This window comes from Microcoleus sp. C2D2, from assembly GCF_036702495.1.
Lineage (GTDB): Bacteria > Cyanobacteriota > Cyanobacteriia > Cyanobacteriales > Microcoleaceae > Microcoleus.
Window position 1 is genome coordinate 20,107 of record NZ_JAUBTO010000063.1, and the last position, 23,193, is coordinate 43,299.

The 23,193-nt window shown below is 44.0% G+C and carries 22 protein-coding genes and 1 tRNA gene; 10 read left to right on the plus strand and 13 right to left on the minus strand.

All coding sequences use genetic code 11. The features are described from left to right. Positions 1 to 23 precede the first annotated feature (23 nt). The 5 genes from QUB61_RS20370 to ndhL all read right to left on the minus strand — a co-directional run bounded on the left by QUB61_RS20370 (position 24) and on the right by ndhL (position 3,896). Entirely contained in the window at positions 24 to 245 is a 222-nt protein-coding gene (locus QUB61_RS20370; protein WP_333131618.1) for a hypothetical protein, read from the minus strand. A 697-nt stretch (positions 246 to 942) separates the two neighbouring features. Continuing rightward, positions 943 to 1,590: a DUF6658 family protein gene (locus QUB61_RS20375; RefSeq protein ID WP_333131620.1), complete on the minus strand. Its 648-nt coding sequence runs from the start codon at positions 1,588 to 1,590 to the stop codon at positions 943 to 945. Between the two features lie 739 nt (positions 1,591 to 2,329). After that, complete coding sequence (gene trpA, locus QUB61_RS20380; RefSeq protein WP_333131622.1) at positions 2,330 to 3,127, minus strand: tryptophan synthase subunit alpha; 798 nt, start codon at positions 3,125 to 3,127, stop codon at positions 2,330 to 2,332. A gap of 247 nt (positions 3,128 to 3,374) precedes the next feature. After that, positions 3,375 to 3,680, minus strand: coding sequence for a DUF3007 family protein (locus QUB61_RS20385; protein WP_333131624.1), 306 nt, complete (start codon positions 3,678 to 3,680; stop codon positions 3,375 to 3,377). Continuing rightward, positions 3,681 to 3,896 (minus strand): NAD(P)H-quinone oxidoreductase subunit L, encoded by a 216-nt coding sequence (ndhL, locus tag QUB61_RS20390; RefSeq protein ID WP_193972727.1) that lies wholly within the window; start codon positions 3,894 to 3,896, stop codon positions 3,681 to 3,683. Between the two features lie 196 nt (positions 3,897 to 4,092). Between ndhL and QUB61_RS20395 the strand changes: the two genes are divergently transcribed. After that, a tRNA-Leu gene (locus QUB61_RS20395) sits at positions 4,093 to 4,177 on the plus strand. Positions 4,178 to 4,370: 193 nt separating this feature from the next. Here the strand turns inward: QUB61_RS20395 and QUB61_RS20400 are convergent. Beyond that, the gene (locus tag QUB61_RS20400) at positions 4,371 to 6,077 is read right to left on the minus strand and encodes an ATP-binding protein (protein ID WP_333131626.1); all 1,707 of its coding nucleotides are present in this window, start codon (positions 6,075 to 6,077) and stop codon (positions 4,371 to 4,373) included. Between the two features lie 316 nt (positions 6,078 to 6,393). Continuing rightward, the gene (locus QUB61_RS20405; RefSeq protein WP_333131628.1) at positions 6,394 to 6,528 is read right to left on the minus strand and encodes a hypothetical protein; all 135 of its coding nucleotides are present in this window, start codon (positions 6,526 to 6,528) and stop codon (positions 6,394 to 6,396) included. A 198-nt stretch (positions 6,529 to 6,726) separates the two neighbouring features. Here QUB61_RS20405 and QUB61_RS20410 point away from each other — a divergent pair, with 198 nt between their 5' ends. Both QUB61_RS20410 and QUB61_RS20415 read left to right on the plus strand, forming a co-directional pair. After that, positions 6,727 to 7,647: a radical SAM protein gene (locus QUB61_RS20410; RefSeq protein ID WP_333131630.1), complete on the plus strand. Its 921-nt coding sequence runs from the start codon at positions 6,727 to 6,729 to the stop codon at positions 7,645 to 7,647. Continuing rightward, on the plus strand, positions 7,640 to 8,953 hold the full coding sequence (locus QUB61_RS20415) for a photosystem II assembly protein (RefSeq protein WP_333131632.1): 1,314 nt from the start codon (positions 7,640 to 7,642) through the stop codon (positions 8,951 to 8,953). Before QUB61_RS20410 ends, QUB61_RS20415 begins: the two co-directional genes overlap by 8 nt. A 113-nt stretch (positions 8,954 to 9,066) precedes the next feature. On the opposite strand, the gene QUB61_RS20420 is transcribed toward QUB61_RS20415, so the two are convergent. Beyond that, positions 9,067 to 9,330 (minus strand): zinc ribbon domain-containing protein, encoded by a 264-nt coding sequence (locus tag QUB61_RS20420; RefSeq protein ID WP_333131634.1) that lies wholly within the window; start codon positions 9,328 to 9,330, stop codon positions 9,067 to 9,069. A gap of 160 nt (positions 9,331 to 9,490) precedes the next feature. Beyond that, complete coding sequence (gene fmdA / locus QUB61_RS20425; RefSeq protein ID WP_333131636.1) at positions 9,491 to 10,666, minus strand: formamidase; 1,176 nt, start codon at positions 10,664 to 10,666, stop codon at positions 9,491 to 9,493. Between the two features lie 203 nt (positions 10,667 to 10,869). Here fmdA and QUB61_RS20430 point away from each other — a divergent pair, with 203 nt between their 5' ends. The 6 genes from QUB61_RS20430 to ureC all read left to right on the plus strand — a co-directional run bounded on the left by QUB61_RS20430 (position 10,870) and on the right by ureC (position 16,366). Further along, on the plus strand, positions 10,870 to 11,745 hold the full coding sequence (locus tag QUB61_RS20430) for an urease accessory protein UreD (protein ID WP_333131638.1): 876 nt from the start codon (positions 10,870 to 10,872) through the stop codon (positions 11,743 to 11,745). Between the two features lie 112 nt (positions 11,746 to 11,857). Continuing rightward, entirely contained in the window at positions 11,858 to 12,160 is a 303-nt protein-coding gene (gene ureA, locus QUB61_RS20435) for an urease subunit gamma (protein ID WP_333131640.1), read from the plus strand. Between the two features lie 33 nt (positions 12,161 to 12,193). After that, positions 12,194 to 12,505, plus strand: a complete 312-nt coding sequence (locus tag QUB61_RS20440; RefSeq protein WP_333131642.1) for an urease subunit beta — start codon at positions 12,194 to 12,196, stop codon at positions 12,503 to 12,505. Positions 12,506 to 12,661: 156 nt separating this feature from the next. Beyond that, positions 12,662 to 13,804 (plus strand): AAA family ATPase, encoded by a 1,143-nt coding sequence (locus QUB61_RS20445; RefSeq protein ID WP_333131659.1) that lies wholly within the window; start codon positions 12,662 to 12,664, stop codon positions 13,802 to 13,804. Beyond that, positions 13,801 to 14,469: a DUF4276 family protein gene (locus tag QUB61_RS20450; protein WP_333131644.1), complete on the plus strand. Its 669-nt coding sequence runs from the start codon at positions 13,801 to 13,803 to the stop codon at positions 14,467 to 14,469. The genes QUB61_RS20445 and QUB61_RS20450 overlap by 4 nt, the downstream gene beginning before the upstream one ends. A gap of 73 nt (positions 14,470 to 14,542) precedes the next feature. Continuing rightward, the gene (gene ureC, locus QUB61_RS20455) at positions 14,543 to 16,366 is read left to right on the plus strand and encodes an urease subunit alpha (RefSeq protein ID WP_333131646.1); all 1,824 of its coding nucleotides are present in this window, start codon (positions 14,543 to 14,545) and stop codon (positions 16,364 to 16,366) included. 79 nt (positions 16,367 to 16,445) lie between these two features. Here ureC and QUB61_RS20460 read toward each other — a convergent pair whose 3' ends face one another. The 4 genes from QUB61_RS20460 to QUB61_RS20475 all read right to left on the minus strand — a co-directional run bounded on the left by QUB61_RS20460 (position 16,446) and on the right by QUB61_RS20475 (position 21,510). Next, positions 16,446 to 17,090, minus strand: coding sequence for a hypothetical protein (locus tag QUB61_RS20460; protein ID WP_333131648.1), 645 nt, complete (start codon positions 17,088 to 17,090; stop codon positions 16,446 to 16,448). Positions 17,091 to 17,154: 64 nt separating this feature from the next. Further along, complete coding sequence (locus tag QUB61_RS20465; protein ID WP_333131650.1) at positions 17,155 to 18,489, minus strand: serine/threonine-protein kinase; 1,335 nt, start codon at positions 18,487 to 18,489, stop codon at positions 17,155 to 17,157. A 220-nt stretch (positions 18,490 to 18,709) separates the two neighbouring features. After that, on the minus strand, positions 18,710 to 19,705 hold the full coding sequence (locus QUB61_RS20470) for a pentapeptide repeat-containing protein (protein ID WP_333131652.1): 996 nt from the start codon (positions 19,703 to 19,705) through the stop codon (positions 18,710 to 18,712). Between the two features lie 116 nt (positions 19,706 to 19,821). Next, complete coding sequence (locus QUB61_RS20475) at positions 19,822 to 21,510, minus strand: hypothetical protein (RefSeq protein WP_333131654.1); 1,689 nt, start codon at positions 21,508 to 21,510, stop codon at positions 19,822 to 19,824. Positions 21,511 to 21,580: 70 nt separating this feature from the next. Between QUB61_RS20475 and QUB61_RS20480 the strand changes: the two genes are divergently transcribed. Beyond that, on the plus strand, positions 21,581 to 23,080 hold the full coding sequence (locus QUB61_RS20480) for an NAD(P)/FAD-dependent oxidoreductase (RefSeq protein ID WP_333131656.1): 1,500 nt from the start codon (positions 21,581 to 21,583) through the stop codon (positions 23,078 to 23,080). The last annotated feature ends 113 nt before the right edge of the window (positions 23,081 to 23,193 follow it).

Sequence of the window (23,193 nt, forward strand, 5' to 3'; positions counted from 1 at the left end):
GCGACAATGAGGTAACGGCGGGCCTAGGGTTTTATACTGCGCGCAGCAATTGTGCCCGGAATATCGAGATTTCTGACCGTCGCGCCCCTGTTGCGAAACTGCAAGATTTTGCTACAGCCGGGTTGCCGCTCAAGATGGCCCGCGCCCCGATCGACAGCCGTTCCAGAATCCGTGTACAATTGCGCGATCGGGCGAGATTCAGGCATTAGCGCACTCAAATCTACTACATCTACTGTTGCGTCCATATCGGCTGACCTCAACTCCGACATTAACTTGACAAAACTTAGTGTATCTATCTTAGGGCATAAACAGCATAATTTTCAATTTCTCGATCGCTAACTTCTATTATCTGTTAATGAACAACATTTTATACTTTGGCGATCGGGATTAAAGCCTTTTACTTACGTATAAGTTTCTGCGGTTAATCTCCAATGCGGTTAAATAAAGGCGAAATACAGTAGGAACACGACAGTATTCTGTCTCGAAAAATACAATGTGTAATAAATTAAATTTAATATAGGTCGATCGCCCCAATGGACGCTACTATATGGAAAAATTTTTACCTTAAAAACTCAAAATAGAATCTTTATAAATAATAAAGATTCTGTCCTGAAATGAGTAGCTCTCCCGTCCCCCCTATAAAAGCACAGGGTCGTCTCCTTCTGCTGAAACCCGCCGTGGACTAGACTTCCGGGCTAATAGCCCTCGCCGGGTTAAAACCGAATCAAATAGTAATATGCAGTAATATGCAGTCGTCTTTAGAGGACTTTAGCTACATTCCGACAGGGGTTTTAACCCCTGTCGGAATGTAGCTTCCAGAGAAGGAAACAGCGTTATTTGAGGTTAGTCAATCGCGTCTGTCGCTCTTTCTGGCGCTCGTTGAGTGGTGTCAAGATCTCGATTCACTTTCTAGCAAATATTGTCCGAGGCATCTTCAGCGTTCTATCTTGCATCTCGCGCTGCATCATTGATATTTTCTTGGCCGCCGCTCGTATTATATCTCAGAGACTCAGTACCCTCTGATACTCTTTCTTTTGCTCCCTCGGTGGCTTCTTTAACAATATTTTTTGCTCCCTTCAAGCCTTCGCGAGTGTTTTCTTTAAGATTAGCAAAGCCTTGTTTGGTTTTGTCGCCAAAGTCCTCAGCTTTGCTCTGAGCCGTGCGAGCATCGTCCTTCACCTTTTCACCAACTTGGTTGAGTTTGTCAGGCGCGTCGTCCCCTACCCGCCGCACGTTTTCGCCTACATTGTTGCTAGATTTGGTATCGATGCGGTGCTGCGCTTGCTCTTTGAGAAGCTGAGCTTTTGCTTCTGCTGCTGTAACCTTTTGGTTTCTGGGATCTACATCGCTGTAGTCGTTCATGCCGCCTTTGTATTCGGAAGTTACAGCCCCTGAAGGCACTTCTTCTCTAATTTGGTCGGCAGTTTTTGCGGCCATCACATCAGTTTTTTCTACCGTCACATCAGTTTTTCCTGCCGTCACATCAGGGCGGCTGCAGGCCGTACTCACTAATACTAAAATGCCAGCCAGAAACACTGTTAAAATTTGTACAGCTCGAATTTTTTTCAGAAATGCAGTTAGTCTCTTCATAAAAATGCTCCTTTCTATTGTGATATGCTCAAATGCCTGGTGGTACTGTAGATGGCTACCCTTACAAAATTAGGCACTTAAACACTTTTTTAAGTATAGGAATAGAAACAGGAGCTTTTCATCTATCCCAAGTTACATTCCTCAAGTTATAGTGGAAGGAAGAAGGAAGAAGGAATAAGGAATAAGGAAGAAGGAAGAAGGAAAAAGGAAGAAGGAAAAAGGAAGAAGGAATCGACAATCCTCCATCTTGTAGCAATTATTAAAAGTCCCCACACCCCGCGCCGGACACGGCAATGCCTTTCATCGTGTCCACAATCGCCTAAAAACCTTTGTATCTATCGTTTATAACCGAGTCTAGAGCCCGCTAAATCCCCCTTAAGAAGGCGGACGAAACAACACTCATGTCCCACCCCCTACTCCCCTTCAGAAGGGGGAGTAGGGGCAAGAATCAGGGGGGAGGGGCGGGCATAATCATTAAACAGTATACTGCTCCTACATTTAACCTTAAGTTGACACGATGAAAGGCAATGCCGTTGCCCTACTTTGCTGCGCGTTTGGTTCTCTGTGCGCGCACTACCTTGAGATGTTTTGCATTTTAAGCTCAAAAAAAACCTTCCGGTCAGGAACCAGAAGGCAGTGGATGTATGATCTCAAGTACAACAAGGTCTTTAATCGCAATTGTGGCGACATATCCCGATCGCACACATCTGTCTAATGGCTGAAAGTATCTGCACAGTTGCTAAACATTTTGAATCGCTGTTTTTAGACTCTTGCAGAATTCGCCTATCGCCTCTAAACCCTGTTCTGGAGTTCCTTGGGCCAAGCGTTTCACAAAAGCACTGCCAACAATCGCAGCGTCTGCACCCCATTCTTTCACTTGGCGAGCGTGTTCGGGTTTCGATATACCAAACCCGACGCCAATGGGTTTGTCAGTGATGCTGCGGAGTTCTTGCAGCAACTCTTTTGCTCGTATTTCTAAGCCTTCGCGCACTCCCGTAACCCCCGTCACGCTGACCAAGTAAATAAATCCTTGAGACTCCCGAGCGATCGCTTCTATGCGACTTTTGGGACTTGTCGGAGCAACTAATAATGTTAGTTCAATCCCTAACTTGTTGGCAGGTTGGATGAGACTGTCGGCTTCTTCTAAGGGCAAGTCTGGTACAACCAATCCCTGAACTCCGGCACTTTTGATTTGCTGCAAAAAGGTTTCTATACCTCGGTACAAAATCGGGTTGTAGTATGCGAAGAGAATGATGGGCGATCGCAAATTCGGACTAACTTTCTCTACCATTTCCAGCACCGAATCTAACCGCGTTCCCCGCTGCAGAGCACGAGAAGCGGCGGCTTGAATCACCGGTCCGTCAGCTAGCGGGTCAGAATAGGGAACGCCAAGCTCGATCGCATCTGCACCGTTATCATCCAAAATTTGCAGTGCTTTAGCCGTTGTCTCCAAGTCTGGGTCGCCAGCAGTAATAAAAGGAATCAATGCACATTGGTGGCTCTTGCGCAACGTTTCAAAACAATTAGAAATAGTCATTAGTTATTAGTCATCAGTCATTGGTCATCAGTCATTAGTCATTGGTCATCAGTCATTAGTCATTGGTCATTAGTCATTAGTCATTAGTCATTAGTCATTAGTCATTAGTCATTAGTCATTAGTCATTAGTCATTAGTCATTACTTGGCGGTCTATATTCATGTTCCTTAGCTTTTAGTCCGCAGTCATTATTTCACCGTTTATTGCTAATAACTAATAACTAATGACTAATGACTAATGACTAATAACTAATTATCTTTTTCCTGCTCAACTTCGGCTTGAAGTTTCGCTAATTCTTCAGGAGTGAGCTCATCCAGCCGCTTCTGCAAGACAGCTTCTTTATAATCTTGCAGTTGCTGACTGTAGGTCATATTTTGAGTAAGTGCTCGAAATAAATAAGTCACCAGCCAGCCAATCAAGCCGGCGACCAAAAACAACTGACTCCAAATCCCTGCATTCATACTGTCGAGTCCGGCGAATTGCAGTAGCAAGTAGACAAACCCACCTGCTACAAAAAAGCCGATACTGATTCCAATTACGTCAATACGTCGCATTTAGGCTTCTATCTGCCGCCGTTTGGGCCGAAAATTCAAAAACGGAGCTAGGAGAAACATACCTGGGAAGAAGAAGAACATCAAGAAGTACATGAAGCCGCGCTCAAAAGAGGTGGCCACGTACCAGCGGCTGTTCAGGTAAGCGTAGGTGGCCGCGGGTACTACCAGGAGGTAGGCTCCTGCCAAGACGGCGTAAAGCAGTAAGGTAATATACATTGATTTGCTTTATGGGAATAATAACACGGGTAAGTCGGTTGAGACCCTCCGCTAGCTGGTTAACTATTGTACCGCTTGGGGAGATACAGCGCGACTTTTGGGAATTTTGTGATTGGGGGTTGCGTAAATTGGGGTTTTGGCTGTAGAATAAAAGGCTGTTGTTGTTAGTGGCTCAAATCCACAGCAGCTTCACTAGGGGGGCGTGGCGGAATGGTAGACGCTACGGACTTAAAATCCGTTGACCCGAAACGGTCGTGTGGGTTCAAGTCCCTCCGCCCCCATCAAAATTCAGGTGAGAATGCTGTTTTCCCTTGTCTAATCGCCATCTCATGTCCGGTAAAAAAAACCGCGATGTTTGTAGGGGCGGGTTCAACAATATCTGTAATATAAGTTATAGATCCTGTAAACCCGCCCCAATCGAGACTTCACGACCTTGACTCCAGACAAACAAAAACGAAGTCGCCCGGCGTGATATTACGCAGCAACTGGCAAAGTAATCACAAATTCCGTGCCCTGTCCTATTTGAGAATTCACCTCAATTTTGCCGTGATGCTTGGCAACGATTTGATAGGAAATAGCTAATCCTAATCCAGTGCCTTTGCCGATCGACTTTGTAGTAAAAAATGGGTCAAATATCTGTTGGGCACAGGCTGCGGCAATTCCCGGCCCGTTATCCCGAATCTTGACGGTGACAGTATTGTCTGCCGTAGCTTCCGTGCTAATCCAAATGGTTGGCGAATACCCTTTGTCTCCCTTTTTCACCTCCTCCAACGCATCTATTGCATTGCCTATCACGTTCATAAATACTTGATTTAGTTGCGCTGGAGAGCACTCAACCTCAGGCAACTTGCCGTATTGTTTAATAACTTGAATACCTTGTTTGAGCCGGTGATTGAGAATTACGAGGGTGCTGTCTATTCCTTCGTGAATGTCGGCTGATTTCATATTTCCGTCGTCCGATCGCGAAAAATTGCGCATGGATACGACAATTTCATGAATGCGATCGGCTCCCATTTTCATCGAAGAGAGGGTTTTTGGCAAATCTTCTCTGAGAAATTCGAGTTCAATGTCTTCGATGCGTTCTAGAATGGCATCTGGTGGGTTTGGATAGTATTCTTGATAGAGAGTTACCAGATCTGTCAAATCTTGGATATATTGGTTGGCATAGTCAATGTTGCCGCCGATGAAGTTGACGGGATTGTTGATTTCGTGGGCTATCCCTGCAACCATTTGACCGAGAGACGACATTTTTTCGGTCTGAATTAATTGGGATTGAGTTTGTTTGAGTTCTTGTGTATACTCCCTAACTCGCTGAATCAATTGATTGAAAGAGACCGCTAAAACTCCGATTTCGTCTTGGGTTGTGACTGGTACTTGCAGGTTAAAATTCGATTCGCGAGCGACTTGCTGAGCGACATTAGTGACGGTTTCGAGGGGTTGGGCGATCGCGCGGCTGGTTTTGTCCGCCAGTACGACGGCGATTAGTGCTGAAATTAGCATACTCCCGATAATAATTCGGTTACGCAAACCTTCTGCTTCTTCTAATGCTTCGGCCCCTTGCTGCTTATGAATTTCTACGGCAGAAATTAGCTCGGTTAAACTCTGAGCAAAGTGATCTAGTACGATCGCCTCTTGGCCGCTGCTATTCCTCAACATTTGTAGCTGTGCGGACTCGATGCTGTTGGGCTGCAAATTCCAAACTTCCGCTTCTTTTAACTGCAATTTAATTAGCTGACCGTAGTAATCAATGACGCTGGCAGATTTCTGCAATCTAGCCTGAAATTCTGCCTCTTCTGTTGCTAATTTATCGGGATTTTGTCGTGCGAAAGATTCAATTTCTGAAATCAGGATTTTCGCCTGATTGATTTGCCATAAAAACCGATCGTGCTCGTATTGCAGCCACACAGTGTTTCCCAAAACGGTCGGCAATCTCGCCGCGTGCGATCGGGCTTCAAATACGGTATTTTGCAAGTTTTGCAGCAGTTGCTGCTGCTGTTGGGCAACATTTACCTGAACTAAAGCTTGCTTGCGAAAGTAGTCTCCCAATCTCTGTCCCGCAGCAGTTCCAAAAATCGCTATGCCGATAGCTAAAGCATAACCGTAGCTAATTTTTTGGCCGATCCGCAAATGGTTGAATCGTCCTTTTAGCCCGCTTAGATTAATGGTTGAATGTTGTAACAAGGTTTTTTTAGCAGAGTGCTATTGCTCTACTTTGCTATCTTGGGGCTGAGTGTTGTTAAATAATAACATTAGAAGTTCCTCCCAAACGAACTAGAAGTAATTGAGCGAAGAAAAGCAGAATGCACTTATGATGAAGGCAGAAAGCTGTTTTGAGTGTTTAATTTTGACTTTTGAAATCTTTAACTCACAACTCACAGCTCACAACTCACAACTCAACACTTCCCCTAGTATCTCTGTTTTTAGACTAGAGGGTTTGTGATCTATATCAACAATCTATGTGATTATACGCAGATTTACAAAAATTATGATACAGCGATTAGTATTTGTAGTAAGTTGGGACACAAGGTCCAATTAATGGTTCTCCCCGCTTTTCTTTTTCTGCCAGTTCTCGGTTTAATTCTAGCACTTTTGCTAAAATATCGTCGCTGTCAATAAATCCGTAAGCTTGCATTACTTGTCGATCGAGTTGAGCGTGGAGTTTAAAGAGCTAACTTGTTGGTTCTTCAAAAAACTTATTGTAAAGTTGAGTAATTTCCATCTGTTTTGTTAACATTTGTTAAGTGCAGTACAGTGAAGTAGTAAGATCGAAGCGGCCTCGCCTTTCTCATTCCTAAACGTTTGCCATTTTAATAGGGTAGCAGGTTCAATCATGGTAAAGTCTCAGTATGAGGGATATTCCGCCGGAAAACACACCGTTTTACTCCAAGAAAACTTTGGAAGTGCCAAAGTGTATGCACAAAATGCACAGTCAGTGCTTAACAAAGCTACTGGATTTATCAGTGCTTACGATTTCACGCTGAATCCTTATCGCGGCTGTCAGTACGGATGCAGCTATTGTTATGCTGCTGCTTTTAGCCCGAATGCACAGATGCGGCAGGATTGGGGAAATTGGGTAATTATCAAGCAAAATGCAGCGGAAATCTTAAAGAGAGAGTTGGAAAGTTGGCATAAGAAAAACCCAGATCGACCGCCTAGCATTTACATGAGTAGTGTCACCGATCCGTATCAGCCAATTGAATCTAAAGAACAACTAACTAGGCACTTGTTAGAAGTGATGGTTTCCTATCAACCGACGCTGGTTATCCAAACTCGCAGTCCTATGATAACTAGAGATGTTGATATTTTACAGGAATTTCAGCGGTTGCGAATTAACATGAGCATTCCCACTGGTAGCGAAAAAGTGAGGAAAGATTTTGAACCAAAATCGCCGAGTATTCCTGCGAGACTCAAAGCTATTGCCAAACTGAGATACAGCTTTCCTTACCGAGAAAATTGCGAAGTCAGATTTTCGATAACTGTAACGCCACTACTCCCTACCTTACCGGAAGATGAAGCTGATTTTATTAACAAGCTGGAAGTTGCCGATCGGGTGGTGATTCAGGATTTTCATGCCAGCAACGCACGATCGCTAGTAGCATCAACGCGCTCAGAAGCATTACCTCTTAAACAAAAGTACGCTTGGTGGTACAATAGCGAACAGCAGAGTTATCGAAAGTTTAAAAATAAACTAAAAGCGATGCTCCCGGGGGTTGAAATTAGGGAAGGTAAAGAGGGATTTGGCTATGAATAACCCGCTAGCTAACTGGTGGCGTTCCCAAAAGTTTAACGAAGCCGTTAAGAGTCAAAATAATCGACTTGCCAAACAACTGTTAAAAGAAATACAAAATTCCGGGGCAAAACTCTCATGGCAGCAGAAGCTATTTAAAGAGCGCCTACAGCTTGAAAAATTATTGCAGCAAAAAAATGACCGCATCAAAGAAGGCGATCGGCGTTTAGAAGAATTAGAACTGCAACTGGGCTTCGGACAACTTGACGATTCGCTGGCGCGGATCGATCAATTAACCTTGTTTCCCGACACCCAGTTTATTGAATATATTAAAAATTCTTTCAAAATGACAGAATGCGATGCAAGTATGATTCAATGCACTGGTATTGATGAGAAGGTATTTAATGAGTTTGAAAAACATTTGGCTGGCTTCATCAAAAACGAGCTTAATAACTTGAGCCGTCAAAAAACTAATGTTGATTCTTTACTTGAGCAAGCTATTGACGATATACAAAAACTGAAAGAAGGGCAAGATCCGCAATACAGTTTTGAACTCAGTCCCCACATCTATTTAATGAGGTATTTCCTAGAAAACGTCTATTGTACATATCTAGCTTGGTTTTTCATTTACAAGGCAGGGTTATTACCAACTAAAGTCAATATCCTTGACATTGCGGCTGGGCCGGGTACAGTTGCTTACGGACTAGCTTTGTTGCTGCAAAGCAGTCGCGACTTTTTTTCAATGCCGCCAATGCACATATCCTACTACTCTCTGGAACACCAAAAAGCTTTTCAATATCGCGGACTCCAGTTTTGGCGGCAATATATGGAACCCCAGGCGATGAATGCTTACTTTCGGTTTGACACTTCTAGTATCTTTGATAGCGACAACCAATCTCAAAGACTGCCCAAACAGTTCTTTGATTTTATTGTGATTTCTCACTGTTTTTTTAACGATGAGGAGAGAAGAGAAAAATCCCTTCAGATTTACAAGGATATATTTACAAACAGCCTGAATGATTCGGGTTACGCTTTGCTAATTATTCAAGAAAAGAAGTTGCTGATACCATACAATATTCGTCGAGTTGATGATTGCCAACAGGAGCTAAGTGTCGTACAACAATTTGTTGATGAGCTGGGTTTAAGCTTGGTTTGGTATAAATATTTACATTCAACTAATAGCAGGACATCCCATCCTAACTTTGGAAAGTTTGCTAGAGAAAACTTACCTGTTCAGAAATTTATCAGTCCACTTTTCCGCCAGCACTTTAAGTTCCCCTATGACTTAAATTATACACTTGATGATTATGTGATATTAGGAAAAAAATAAGTACAAAATAGTTAAAATTTTGTGAGATAGCTTTGAACCTTTTTTGCTGATTTTTTAGACGAATGCGAGCTGCGAGGCAGGGGTTGAAAGCCCTGCCGGACGGTCGGATTGCATCAGTGACCGATCATCCAAGGTCGTCCCCCTCGGTGTTCCCGATTCCGCTGCGGTAATGGTTCCTCAGAACGCTTAATTACCTGCGGTTCCCGATTTTCTTGACCTTTCAACCGCAGCTTTCCAGTTAGAATCATCGGCGGCGAAAAGATGCGTTTAGCAACAGTTTCGCAACTCGGGCAAAGCACCGGTGTATCTGATTCTGCAAGAGGGCGCCACTTATCAAAAATGCCGCAAGTTTCACACTTAAAATCGTAAAGAGGCATATCAATTTTTGATGGTAGATTTGGATGCAAGGAGTAGGCCCAGGCCAGCGCCCGCCCTACTAATTTAGGACTTACGCAAGAAAGCAATTCTTACACTATTTGTGGGGGTAAGGTGGGCATTGCTGACCCTACAACTAGAGTCGGTGCGTAAATCCTGTAATTAAGACGGCAGAATATCCATCTCAAAAATTTCTGTCGGTATAGCAATAGTGCAGCAAGCATTGGGAATATCCACAATGCCGCTGATGCGACCTTCAACCGGAGCACAGCTTAACAGCAAATACGCTTGTTCTCCGGTAAAACCAAACTTTTTCAAATATTCGATCGCATTCAAACAAGCTCGGCGATAAGCAACGTGAGCATCCATATAATACTGCTGACCAGTAAATTCATCAACAGAAATCCCTTCAAAAACCAGGTACTCAGAATAACGGGGCTCCACCGGCCCGGGTTTGAAAATCGGGTTGACCATCGCGTATTTATCCATGCCGCCTTTGATAATATCAACGTGGAGGTCGATGTACCCCGACATTTCAATTGCCCCGCAGAATGAAATCTCCCCGTCTCCTTGAGAAAAGTGAATATCTCCCATCGAAAGTTTCGCGCCTTCGACATAAACCGGGAAGTAAATTCTCGAACCGCGCGACAGGTTTTTAATATCGCAATTGCCACCGTGTTCGCGGGGAGGGACAGTGCGCGCCGCTTCCGCCGCCACTCGCTCGAATTCTGCCCCTTGCAGCGACCCCAAAACAGCATTTTTGGGGTTGGGCAGTGCTGCTAAAGGCGGCACTCGATCGGGATTTGTTGCTACCAATTCCGCTTCCCGTTTGTTCCATTTATTCAACAATTCAACAGAAGGAGCGCAGCCGATTAAACCCGGATGAGTAATCCCAGCAAACCTGACCTTTGGTATATGTCGGGAAGCGGTATAAATTCCCTGAAAATCCCAAATTGCTTTAGCAGCAGTCGGAAAATGTTCTGTCAAGAAACCGCCGCCGTTTTCTTTAGCAAAAATTCCCGTAAAACCCCATTCGTCCCCTTGCAAAGCCCCGATGTCGAGGATATCGACTACTAGAATATCTCCTGGCTGCGCGCCGTTAACGTAAATTGGCCCGCTCAAAACGTGAACTACTGTTAAGTCTACATCGCGAATGTCGTCGGGACTGTCGTCATTTTTAATTTGTCCGTCTGTCCAGTCTTTGCACTCGATGCGAAATACATCTCCGGGATTGACGGAAACTACTGCTGGAATATCTGGATGCCAGCGGTTGTGACCGACTAATTCCTGTTCTGACATCGGTTTGGTCAAATCAACTTTGAAGAGAACTTGAGGCATATTCTGCACTCCTCTAGTTACTAATTTTTACATGGTACGCGCATCTTCGCCGATCTGATAGTTGATAAATGTAAATTATTATACTAATAAGTGCAGAACCCAAAAATATATTAGATAACGATTATCATTATTTAACTAATTGCTGGGCAGCGCCGCAGCCGTGGTATGTTTTTGATAGTGAATGTTTTTAAATTAAAAAATTAGTGGCTGAAAGTTCGATCGCACAACATACAGATAAGGTTCAAAATGGATGGCACGGCCACCTCAATTTAGTCTACGCCAACCGCAGCGGCGCAACTCAAATCATTCACAATCAAATGCAAGCGCCCCTCAAGGTGCAGCGTCCGTTTTATCCTGAAGGGAAAGAGGTTTGCCACAGCGTCATTTTACACACGGCTGGGGGAGTTGTCGGGGGCGATCGACTTTCGCTCAATTTCCACCTCCAAGCAAACGCCAAAGCTTTAATCACCACCGCCGCCGCTAGTAAAATTTATCGCAGCAGCGGACAGTTAGCACAACAAAATATTGACATGCAAGTAGATTCCGGCGTCCATTTAGAATGGCTTCCGCAGGAAACAATCGTTTTCGATGGCGCCATGTATCGGCAAGATTTGCGGGTAGAATTAGCACCGGAATCCAGTATTTTGCTGTGGGAAATTACGCGCTTTGGACGCACTGCTAGAGGCGAAAAGTTCTTGTCTGGAGAATGGCGATCGCACACCGAAATTTGGCAGCAAAACAGCCCTCTGTGGATTGACAGACAATGGCTCAAAGGCGGCGAAAAAATGCTCGAAAGTCCTCACGGCTTAGCAGGAAAACCCGTAGTTGCTACCCTCGCTTGGGTAGGCGAACCCGTCACAGCAGAACTCGTGGAAAAAGTGCGTGCTTTGCAATGCGAGGCAACAATTTATCCTGTTAATTCAACCACCGGCGTTACTCGCCTCCCTAACGGTTTGCTGTGCCGATATCGCGGTTCATCCACCGCTGCAGCTAGAGAGTGGTTTGTCGGCATTTGGCACTTGCTGCGCTTGTCTTTTTCAGAACGCCCTTGCTGTTTGCCTAGAGTTTGGATAAAATAGGATTATCTTTGAGTTTCAAATGTATGATAGTATAAAAAACTCGCCTTGAAAAGCTACCGCCACTGATAATTGAACTCTCACAAATAATGCGATCGCCCTTACCAGAATAAAAATGCAACTCACCCCCCAAGAAAAAGACAAGCTGCTGATTTTCACCGCCGCCCTGTTAGCAGAGCGCCGCAAACAAAGAGGTTTAAAATTAAACTATCCAGAAGCACTAGCCTATATTTCCGCCGCGATTTTAGAAGGAGCAAGAGATGGCCTCACCGTCGCAGATTTAATGAGCTACGGAACAACTATCCTGAGGCGGGAAGATGTGATGGAAGGGATACCGGAAATGGTGCATGAAGTGCAAGTTGAGGCGACTTTTCCCGACGGAACTAAGTTGGTGACAGTGCACGACCCGATTCGTTAAATATTTAACCGCAGAGACTCGCAGGAGATAGACATGATTCCGGGAGAAATGATTGTTTCAGCAGGTGAAATAGAATTAAATGCCGATCGCCCAACGGTGCGGCTGCTGGTAGGCAATACGGGCGATAGACCAATTCAAATCGGTTCCCACTATCACTTTTATGAGGCCAACGAAGCCTTAGAATTTAATCGAGAACAAGCAAAAGGAATGCGATTGGATATTCCGGCGGGAACAGCAGTTAGATTTGAACCGGGAGATGAAAGGGAAGTGCAATTAGTACCGTTTGTTGGTACTCGTCAAGTCTACGGATTTAATGGAAAAGTGAATGGTGAGTTAGATGGATGAGAGACAATTAGACTATTATAGGTCTGACGCGAAAAACCCGGTTTCTGAGACAAATCGTGCATCTATGCGAGAGATATGGACAGAGAAACCTGGTTTTTGGCAGCCGTGCGTAAGTCCTGTATTATCAACAATATTACTAAAACGACAGGTAGCGAAATGACACCGTACCCCCGAATAACCTCAATCAAAATTCAGGGTTATAGACCCTTCCGAGATTTTACTGCTCCATTGGAACCACTAGAAATTATTGTCGGAGCTAATGGTTCTGGGAAATCAAGCCTGTTTGAGTTTCTAAAATTTTTGACCGACAGTATGGAAAGCGAGATTCCTAACGAAATTATTAAGGGTTCTATCGGTCAACAGATTTTCCATCTTCCCGGCTCAGAAAAGTTTGAATGGGATCTTAAAATTGATACAGGTGAGTCTAATATCTCCTATCAAGGAGAACTCATGGGGCCGAGAAGCAATCCGCAAATTTCTTTCGAGCGAGTTGAGTCATCTCAACATTTGTTCATGGATATTAAAGGTACTGAAGGTTTTTATCGCGAACCAGGAGTGGCACATACAAATCGCGTATTTCCCAAACGCAATCAACTCGCACTCAGGACAATAACAAATCCAATTTTAGCAACTCTCTATAAACTACGAGAGTATATCGGGGGTTGGAAATTTTACAGTTCATTTAACATTGCTAATTACAAAATTCGCAAATCTGTTCTCATTGAACAAGAACCAGTGTTGGATGAAGATGCAGGCAATTTGAGTTCAGTATTACACTATTTAATGACTGAACATAGCGCCGTTTTTGATGACCTGCAACAACATTTACAATCAGTTATTCCAGGATTCAAAAAATTGACTGTAAAAGCTCGCGGCGGGCCTGGGGAAGTTATCGCATTTTGGCAGGAAAAGGGGATTAACCAGGATTTAAGTCTTGCGGATTTATCCGATGGTATTCTAAGATTAATTTGTTGGATTTGTCTTTGTTTGCACCCGAAACCACCCTCTCTAATTTGTATTGATGAACCGGATCAAGGTGTTCATCCTCGGACACTCCCTCTTTTAGCAGGATTGTTTGAAAAAGCTGCTGAACGCACTCAGGTTCTTTTGGCTACTCATTCTTCTTATTTTTTAACCCAATTTGATATTTCCCAAATTGCTGTGATGCGAAAGGAGAATGGAGAATCAAAGTTTATTAAACCTGGTAATTCCAAAGTTTTAACAGATATGCTTGATGACTTTGGGACAGAGGAAATTGAAAAACTCCACCGCAGTGATGAATTGGAGCTTCTACCATGAGGGTAATTATCTATGTAGAAGGGCCATCAGATAAAAATGCAATGGAAGCATTGTTAGTAAATTTGATTGACCAAAAATCTGAAGAAGGTGTCAGTATAAAGTTTTTTGCAATCAAAGGACCTAATAATGATAGGGGAGGTGACGCTAAAAGAGATTTGCTGCTGAAGGCTCCAATAAAAGCTGTTGATACTCTTAATGATCCGAATTCAATTGTAATTCTTTTACCAGACTTATATCCTAGGAATAAAGAGTTTCCCCATGAGACTTTTCAACAGCTAGAAGCGGGAATTATGAATAATTTTTCTCAAGCATTACAAAGGAAAGGTATTCAGGATGAACGTCTCAAAGAACGTTTCAAAGTTTTTTGTTTTAAATATGAAATGGAAGCTTTGATTTTGGCGGCTGAATCTGGATTACGAGGTAAACTAGGAGTTACTGATCTAGATGTCACCTGGACAATACCAGTAGAAGACCAAAATCACGATCGCCCCCCCTCGAAAATTGTAGAGCAACTTTTCCGAGATTCTGGCAAAAAATACGATAAAAGGGTGGATCCACAATTGATACTACGGGATACTTCGTATCAAGAAATTACTGATAAATGTCCTCAATGTTTCAAACCATTTGTTGAGTTTATAGAAGGTATACAAACGGAAAATTTTTAGCATAAATTAATGTATACTCAAGCATTGGGGCAATGACAAAAATTCTAGAAAATCTGATGAGGAGTGCATTAAAATGAGTTACAGAATGGATCGCCGCGCTTACGCGGAAACTTTCGGGCCGACAACGGGCGATCGCGTGCGTTTAGCCGATACAGAATTATTCATAGAAGTTGAAAAAGACTTCACAACCTACGGGGATGAGGTTAAATTTGGCGGCGGCAAAGTCATTCGCGACGGCATGGGACAGTCGCCTATTTCTAATGCAGACGGTGCAGTTGACACCGTAATTACTAATGCTTTAATATTGGATTGGTGGGGAATTGTTAAAGCAGATGTTGGGATTAAAGACGGGAAAATTGACAAAATTGGTAAAGCCGGAAATCCTTACATTCAAGATAGGGTAGATATTATTATCGGACCCGGTACAGAAGTAATTGCTGGTGAAGGAATGATTCTCACTGCGGGGGGAATTGACTCTCACATTCACTTTATTTGCCCGCAACAAATAGAAGTGGCGATCGCCTCCGGCATCACTACTATGATCGGCGGCGGCACAGGCCCTGCAACGGGTACAAACGCCACCACCTGCACTCCCGGGCCTTGGCATATGTACAGAATGCTGCAAGCAGCCGACGCTTTCCCGGTAAATCTAGGATTTTTAGGTAAAGGGAATAGCAGTCAACCTCAAGGATTAGTCGAACAAATTTTTGCCGGTGCAATGGGTTTGAAACTCCACGAAGATTGGGGAACTACGCCAGCAACAATTGACACTTGTTTGAGTGTCGCTGACGAGTACGACGTGCAAGTTGCAATTCACACTGATACTCTCAACGAAGCGGGATTTGTGGAATCTACAATTGCCGCATTTAAAAATCGCGCTATTCACACTTACCACACCGAAGGTGCAGGGGGCGGACACGCGCCGGATATTATTAAAGTCTGTGGCCAAGCTAATGTTTTGCCTTCGTCAACTAACCCGACTCGCCCTTACACTGTCAATACTTTGGAAGAACATTTAGATATGTTGATGGTGTGTCACCATTTGGATCGAAGTATTCCTGAAGATGTGGCTTTTGCTGAGTCTAGAATTAGAAGGGAAACTATTGCTGCTGAGGATATTTTGCACGATTTAGGTGCGTTTAGTATGATTTCTTCTGACTCGCAGGCGATGGGAAGAGTTGGAGAGGTGATTATTCGGACTTGGCAAACGGCTCATAAAATGAAGGTTCAAAGGGGGATTTTGAACGGGCAAGATGCCCGTTCCACAGGGGGTTTTGACGGGCAAGATGCCCGTTCCACAGGGGGTTTTGACGGGCAAGATGCCCGTTCTACAGGGGGTTTTGACGGGCAAGATGCCCGTTCCACAGGGGGGGGAAATGACAATTTTCGGGTAAAGCGGTACATTGCGAAATATACAATTAATCCGGCTATTACTCACGGAATTAGTCAGTATGTTGGTTCGGTGGAAGAGGGGAAATTGGCGGATTTGTGTTTGTGGCGATCGGCTTTTTTTGGGGTGAAGCCGGAAATGGTAATTAAAGGAGGGGCGATCGCCTACGGGCAGATGGGAGATGCTAACGCCAGCATTCCCACGCCGCAACCGATGCATATGAGGCCGATGTTTGGCAGTTTTGGCGGTGCGATTGCGGCGACTTGTCTGACGTTCGTTTCCCAAGCTGCGCGCGATCGAGGTATTGCCGCACAGCTAGGTTTGCAAAAGCCAACTGTAGCAGTTTCCGGGACGCGGCAAATTAGTAAAAGAGATATGAAACTCAACGATTATTTGCCACACATGGAAGTCGATCCAGAAACTTATGAAGTGAGGGCGGATGGGGAATTGTTAACTTGCGAACCCGCAACTGTTTTGCCAATGGCGCAGCGGTACTTTTTGTTTTAACCGATTGTACAATCATGTAAGGGGGGTTTTTAGCAACTGTCTATTTCTAAAACTAACGAACTCATAAACCCGCCCCGATCTAATTAAACTTACTTAATTCGGGATGGGATTTGTTGTTAGAAAAATTGAGCGATCGCAGTATTGAACCCTTACAAACAAACCAAAAATAAAGCGCAATATTCACCGCACTTAACAACTTGGGGATACCCTCAAACAAGCTGGAAATTGCCTCATGTTTCCAGGGCAATGCTTCCGCAAAAAATGCCAAAAATAATAAACCAACGCCACTTACTAACAAAAAGTATGGCGTTGATTTTATTTGCCTCCTAAAAGTTAATCCATAAACTGCCGCAGCAACAGCGTAGATAATAACTATTGTAACTTTAGGGAATCCAGCGCGTCCGAGGTGAACATGAGTGCGAAAAACTTCATTAAATAGGAAAAATCCCGTAACTATCGCTGAACCTAAAATAAACTGATTTTCAGGACGGTTCGGTTGAGTAGTTCTTAGCAAACCAAAGCTAAAAACACACACCATAACCGAAAAATAAAACAACATTTGGAACATCAGAAAAAAGAAACCCGCCCCCGGATATGTCGCAAGACAAGGCGGAAAAAATAACCCTTTTACCGAAGAACCAAACCCATTTAGGGCCAAACTTACCACCCCTACCAGCAGGACAGCTAAAGTATTGAGCCAAAAAACAACCCTATAATTTGCCATAATCTAATTTGAGTGCCTCAGGTATTCTCATCATTGAGCGATCGCAGTTTTTTACTAAATTTACTTATCTTAAATTTAACCAATCTTGAATTTCTTGCGCTAACCAAGCCGCCTCAACCTCTTTCAAACTTTTTGCTAAAATATAAAAGTAAGTTCCCGTAGCGTTACCCGAACGAATCCTAATTTGATTTCTTCCCCCAACAGTATTGTATAGAAAAGCACCCAAAATCTCAGAAATTTCCCCCCTTTGTCGTAAATAACTCCAACCAAATATCTGATGTTCCAGTTTAAAGTAATTCCGGTTAAATGTAATTTTATTACCATTGCCAAACATCTTAACTAAGATACTTGCTATAATCGTAAACAATCCTAATGCAATACGGAAATTTGCTTCCCAAAATAATAAAATTATTGACCCAAATAATAGTAGAATTAATATTCCTATAAAAGCACCTAAAAAAGGCCTTCTGACTAAAGTAGACGGAATTTTAATGTTTAACTCCGTAGCTGATTTGCTAACTTGAATGCGACTGTGACGCGGTTTAGCAATTTTCCGAACAGCCCCAATTTGAAGATTAGCCCCTTGTATGTTTCCCGATTTCAAAGCTGCTAAAGCCTCTCTAGCCTCGCTGAAACGCTTTTCTAACCCAATTTCCGTCATCTTCTCAATCCAGCTTACCAAACTAGGACTCACACTCACGCGATCGCTAAACTGAATCCGAGAATCTTTCTGTGGCAAATCCGCAGGAGTTACCCCCGTTAACAAATGAATTAAAGTAGCTCCCAAAGCATACAAATCCGAAGCCGTAACCGCCCGGCCCCAAAACTGTTCTAAGGGTGCATAACCACTCGTTCCTACCACTGTAAACGTTACGCCTGTCACCGCCGCTTGAGCTTGTACCGCACCAAAATCTACTAGATAAACCTGCTGATCTTCCCCCCAAATTAAATTACTCGGCTTAATATCTCGGTGCAAAACTGGGGGGCTTAATTCATGCAAATAAATTAAAATTTCCAGCACTTCAGTGGCAATTTTTCGTACTTTTTTTTCTGAAAAATCCTGACCCTTTTCTAATAATTCCTGAAGTGAAAATCCCGGAATATAATCTTGCACTAACCCAAACCAAGGCAATCCTGCTCCGGCTTCCCGCTCCAGGGAAAAATAATCTCGATAGCAAGGAATGCGGGGATGATTTAGCGCCTGCAAAACTTGTGCTTCTCTTTCAAAAAGCTTGAGTTCTTCCCACTGCATTTCCGGGCTAAAAGCTAACATTTTCAGCGTCACCTGTTCTTGAGACTCTAAATCTACTGCTAGCCAAGTTTGATGACCGGCCGCTGTGCGTCCTAAACGCTGTTGCAATTGATAACGTTCTTGTAAAATTTTTCCTGGCTCTAACACAGCATAGCCCTCTTTTTTTTTATATACGAAATTGCCTTAACTATTAAATTAACTATTTTGCTGAGATATTTAAATTGCTACTATAGCGGTTCTCAAGCGTGGTGAGGTATGGGGGCAAGTCCTATGCCCATGCCCGATGCCCGATGCCCGATGCCCGATGCCCGTCAGCCCGTCAGCCCGCGAGAGCACCTCATGTTACTGAGAAAGGCTATAGAAGTAATTACCCGTGCATTTCTCCATTTGGCATGATTGTACCGCGCAATTGAGCTCCCCCTAAATTAGCAGTGCTCAAATCTGCCCTAATCAAAATTGTGCGGTGCAAAATTGCCTCGCGCAAATCTGTTCTAGCCAGGTAGGCATCAGTCAGATCCGCTTCACTCAAATTTGCCTGATTAAAATTAGCTCGACTCAAATCAGCCCTCACCAAATTAGCTCGACTCAAGTCAGCCATAACTAAATTAGCATTGCTCAACTTAACATCAGGAAGAAATGCACCCCGCAAGTTAGCGCCAGCAAATTCAGCATCAATTAACACAGCTCTTTCCAACTTAGCATTTGTCATTACAGCCCAGGAAAAATTTGTTTCTACCAAAGTTGCTTCTGTCAAAAATATGCCATGTAAAATAGCTTCGCTCAAATTCGCCTGAGTCAGATTTGCTTCCACCAGAGATGCTTCTGTCAAATTCGCGTGACTGAGATTAGCTTTAGTCAAATCTGCACCTTGCAAATTGACGCCCCGCAAATCTGCACCTTGCAAATTTGTACCCCGCAAATTTGCACCCTCAAAAATCCGCTGCTCCTTGCGCAAATTGGCACCCCGCAAGCACGCACCGCGCAAATCTGCACCTTGCAAATTGGCACCTCGCATATCTGCACCGGTCAAATTCGCATCGATAAAAACTGCCAAAGAGATATTGGCTCTGCGAAAGTCTGCACCTTGCAAAGTCGCTCCGTGGAAGTCTGCATCGGACAAATTTGCTCCGCTCAAGTTTGCCTGATTTAAGTTAGCACCGCACAACTTTGCATTAGTTAAATTTGCGCGCTGAAGGTTAATTCTGCTCAGGTAAGACAGCGCTAAGTTTGCACCCCAGAGGTCAGCACTGCTTAAATTGACGCCAATTAAATCCGCACCGCTCAGGTATACGCCTCTCAGATTCATACCTTGAAAATCTAGTTCTCCTGATGTATATCGCCTTAAAATTTCGCTGGAATTCATATTTTTTTTGTGGCTAATTAAGTACAATCTGCTATTTATAGACTTCTTAAATTTCAGTTTACGCAGGCGGACTTAGTTTGTGTAGCCCCAGACTTGAGTCTGGGGATTTAATGAGTTTAATTGACAAATTCTTGAGTCCAAGAGACTGTTTTGCTGCCTAACTGTCGCCCGTGAATTTTCACCTGAGTAAGATATTTTGATTTTAAAGTACCCAGTTTTTTGTGAATGTATGTAGCTGTAGCCTGTTGGTTTGGTACTTCAGCAGACTCCAGAATGACGTGGAACCAACCGTCTTTAAATCCCACTGTAGCAGCAATTCCCTTAGGCTGTAGCAATTGATTGATCAATTGGGCGATCGCCTTTGGTTTGCCTTGTCTTGCCATTTCCAGAAGCTGATACTGAGTTACTTTCTGGCTAGAGTTTTCCTGCGGTGTTTCTGAAATATTTTTTGCCTGGTTTTCCGCCGGGGTTTCAGAAGAATATTTGCCGCTTTCTTTTGACTCCAATTCGCTCAAAATTTCCATTAATTTATCTGTAAAATTCTGAACTTTTCCTACATACTCTCTGAGATTTTTATATTTCCAGTACAAACGCTCCTCAGCAGTTCCCGGAGAAATTTTTTCGTTCAAAGCAGCTTCTAACTCGGTGAATATATTTTCTATTTGCGCCGTTGCGGAGTTAGCACTTTGACTGACTAATCCTGTCATTTCTTCTTCCAATCCCAACTTGCGTTTGATGGAATCGCTAATATTTACAATAACAGGATCGGCCGGCTCGAAAATGTCGATACTTGTCTGCATTTCTGCAACTGGGAATGTTTCTACCAGTTCTTGTCTGAAATCGACAGCAGAATTATTGATGCTGGTTTCGGGTTCTTTAAACTGTACATTTTCGGCAGTGCCCGGCACTAAGTAACTATTATGGGGGTCATAATGATAGTGAGCTGGAGCCGCTTGAATGAGGTGAGTAATATCGCCTCCATCAAAATAATCGCTGCGCCTGTCAACCAGCTCGCTCTCTTGATAAACAATGTTGTTTAAATGTGTCTGATCGCAATCTTCGGTAGCCGAATATTCGGGCTCATGGCGTTCTTCCTGTTGCATTTTTGCGTAACAAGGATTCATCGCTTGGATGATTACGCTCGCAGCTTGGTCGTTTTCCTCTCTGTTGTCGAGATTGCTAGCAGTTGTGTACAACTGAGATTCGAGTTGGGCTAGGCTGCCGCAGACATTAAACAGTTGTCGCAGCAGATTGTCAAGTTCTTGAGTTTTCAGCAGCAGCCAGTCGCGCTCGCTAAAACTAAACTCGTGATAAAGACTAGAAAAAATTAGGATTTTAGCCCTCAGCGGATTTGTTTGCTGCAAAATATTTTGTCTGACATCAAATAAATTCCCGGGGTCTCTTGCCCTTTCTTCGTCGCTTGATACTTCCAAACTAAAGTGATCGTCAAATGCGGGAGCTTCCTGACCGCCAAAACTAGATATGTTTGTTTCTAATTTGGTGAAATCTTCATATTCATACAGCCTGCTAAGTTGACAGACTATGAGGTCGGCTACTAAAGCATAGTCGGTTTTTTTATTGACCTTAGAAACTATACTATTTAAAACTGCTTCAATATCTTCTAACCTGCTGTATTTGGCGCACAGTTCTTCGATTAAAATTCCTAGATCTGCGCTGGCGAGTTGGGCCGGATCGTTTTCCCAAAAGTCTTTACAAGCAAAAAATATTATTTTTTTAATGCGCGAGAGATTGACGTCTTGTTCTAATTCGCGAACAACTTCATCTAAAATAGATAAAGCTTTCATAGTTTTCCTCCCATAAAAATCCCCTGTGACCACTCAGCAAGAAATAATAAGATTATACCACATTGGATAAATGCAAGACTTTGATGCGATCGTAATTGGCAGCGGTATTGGCGGCTTAGTCGCCGGCTCGATGCTAGCTCGCTACGGCAAGCGGGTTCTCGTCTGCGAGAGCCACACAATAGCGGGCGGGGCAGCTCACAGCTTTTGGCGCCGGGGATTTCACTTTGATTCGGGGCCTTCTTTTTATTGCGGTTTGACTGACCCCCGGTCGTTCAATCCTTTGCGGCAAGTTTTTGATGTTTTGGAGGAATCGATCGCAGCAATTTCCTACGATCCGCTGGGGCATTACCATTTTCCCGAGGGAAGTTTGCCGATTTATGCTGATGCCAGAAGTTATTTAGATGCTGTAGCTAAATTCGCACCGCAAGGTGCTGTAGAATTGCAGCAATTTCAACAAAATTTATTAGTTTTGTATGAAGCTTTGCGCGGCATCCCGGCTTTGGCGCTGAGGTCCGACTGGCAGTTGATACCTGTTTTGCTGTCTCGGTACTCGCCTGCTTTGCTGAAGCTGTTACCGCTAGTAGGTGCGATCGCGGGTTCGGCAGGTTCCTTGATGGATCGCGATGTGCGCGATCCTTGGGTGCGGCGTTTGATCGATTTGGAGTGCTTTTTACTGTCTGGTTTGAAAGCGCACGGAACTGTCGCGCCGGAAATAGCTTTTATGATTGGCGAACGTGCGCGCTGTGCGATCGAATATCCTGTCGGCGGCAGCGGTGCGATCGTCGATGCTTTAGTCAGAGGTTTGCAGCGCTGGGGAGGAAAGTTGCGCCTGGGAACTCCCGTGGAGCAAATTTTAGTTGAATCCGGCCTCACCACCGGCGTTCGCTTGCAAAATGGCGAAATTATCCGCGCCCCAATTGTTATTTCCAATGCCACCGTCTGGGATACTTATACAAAGTTGCTGCGCCCTGAAGATTTGCCGGAAAGCTACCGAAAAAGCGCTTTGTCGATGCCTGCAGTAGACAGTTTCATGCACCTCCATTTAGGAATTAAAGCCGAAGGACTCGAAGGTTTGACCGGCCACCACGTCGTCGTTCACGACAGCAAGATTGACATTACAGTACCCGGAAATACTTGCATGATTTCGATTCCTACAGTGTGGGATGCAACTCTGGCGCCGCCCGGGCATCACACCGTTCACGCTTATACCTTGGAACCTTACGAAGGTTGGGAATATGGCGAATTGTATCAGAAGAAAAAGCAAGAGCGATCGCACTCTCTGTTTCAAGCTTTAGAAAGAATTATACCGGATTTGCGATCGCGAATAGTCGTAGAGTCGATCGGCACACCGCTAACCCACGCCCGATTTTTACGCCGATATCAAGGAACTTACGGGCCTGCAATCGCCGCCGGAAAAGGCACATTTCCCGGGCCGCAAACACCAGTCAAAGGCTTGTATCGGGTGGGAGACAGCACCATGCCGGGAATTGGCGTGCCCGCCGTCGCAGCATCGGGTATTTTGTGCGCGAATACTTTGGTAAATTCGGATGTGACAGCACAATTTTTGTAAGGAATGAGAATTAAATAACTTCCACAAGATTGTGGGATGGGCGTCCCGCCCGTCCCAAAAGGACGGGCGGGACGCCCATCCCACAATCACAATTAAAATTGGAAGTTATTTTA

Coding starts and splice junctions, on each gene's coding strand:
- QUB61_RS20480 (WP_333131656.1), top strand. CDS start 21,581: ATGCAAGACTTTGATGCGATCGTAATTGGCAGCGGTATTGGCGGCTTA.
- QUB61_RS20415 (WP_333131632.1), top strand. CDS start 7,640: ATGAATAACCCGCTAGCTAACTGGTGGCGTTCCCAAAAGTTTAACGAA.
- QUB61_RS20370 (WP_333131618.1), bottom strand. CDS start 245: ATGGACGCAACAGTAGATGTAGTAGATTTGAGTGCGCTAATGCCTGAA.
- QUB61_RS20470 (WP_333131652.1), bottom strand. CDS start 19,705: ATGAATTCCAGCGAAATTTTAAGGCGATATACATCAGGAGAACTAGAT.
- ndhL (WP_193972727.1), bottom strand. CDS start 3,896: ATGTATATTACCTTACTGCTTTACGCCGTCTTGGCAGGAGCCTACCTC.
- QUB61_RS20405 (WP_333131628.1), bottom strand. CDS start 6,528: ATGCAAGCTTACGGATTTATTGACAGCGACGATATTTTAGCAAAAGTG.
- QUB61_RS20475 (WP_333131654.1), bottom strand. CDS start 21,510: ATGAAAGCTTTATCTATTTTAGATGAAGTTGTTCGCGAATTAGAACAA.
- fmdA (WP_333131636.1), bottom strand. CDS start 10,666: ATGCCTCAAGTTCTCTTCAAAGTTGATTTGACCAAACCGATGTCAGAA.
- QUB61_RS20420 (WP_333131634.1), bottom strand. CDS start 9,330: ATGCCTCTTTACGATTTTAAGTGTGAAACTTGCGGCATTTTTGATAAG.
- QUB61_RS20375 (WP_333131620.1), bottom strand. CDS start 1,590: ATGAAGAGACTAACTGCATTTCTGAAAAAAATTCGAGCTGTACAAATT.
- QUB61_RS20460 (WP_333131648.1), bottom strand. CDS start 17,090: ATGGCAAATTATAGGGTTGTTTTTTGGCTCAATACTTTAGCTGTCCTG.
- QUB61_RS20385 (WP_333131624.1), bottom strand. CDS start 3,680: ATGCGACGTATTGACGTAATTGGAATCAGTATCGGCTTTTTTGTAGCA.
- QUB61_RS20445 (WP_333131659.1), top strand. CDS start 12,662: ATGACACCGTACCCCCGAATAACCTCAATCAAAATTCAGGGTTATAGA.
- trpA (WP_333131622.1), bottom strand. CDS start 3,127: ATGACTATTTCTAATTGTTTTGAAACGTTGCGCAAGAGCCACCAATGT.
- ureA (WP_333131640.1), top strand. CDS start 11,858: ATGCAACTCACCCCCCAAGAAAAAGACAAGCTGCTGATTTTCACCGCC.
- ureC (WP_333131646.1), top strand. CDS start 14,543: ATGAGTTACAGAATGGATCGCCGCGCTTACGCGGAAACTTTCGGGCCG.
- QUB61_RS20440 (WP_333131642.1), top strand. CDS start 12,194: ATGATTCCGGGAGAAATGATTGTTTCAGCAGGTGAAATAGAATTAAAT.
- QUB61_RS20410 (WP_333131630.1), top strand. CDS start 6,727: ATGGTAAAGTCTCAGTATGAGGGATATTCCGCCGGAAAACACACCGTT.
- QUB61_RS20450 (WP_333131644.1), top strand. CDS start 13,801: ATGAGGGTAATTATCTATGTAGAAGGGCCATCAGATAAAAATGCAATG.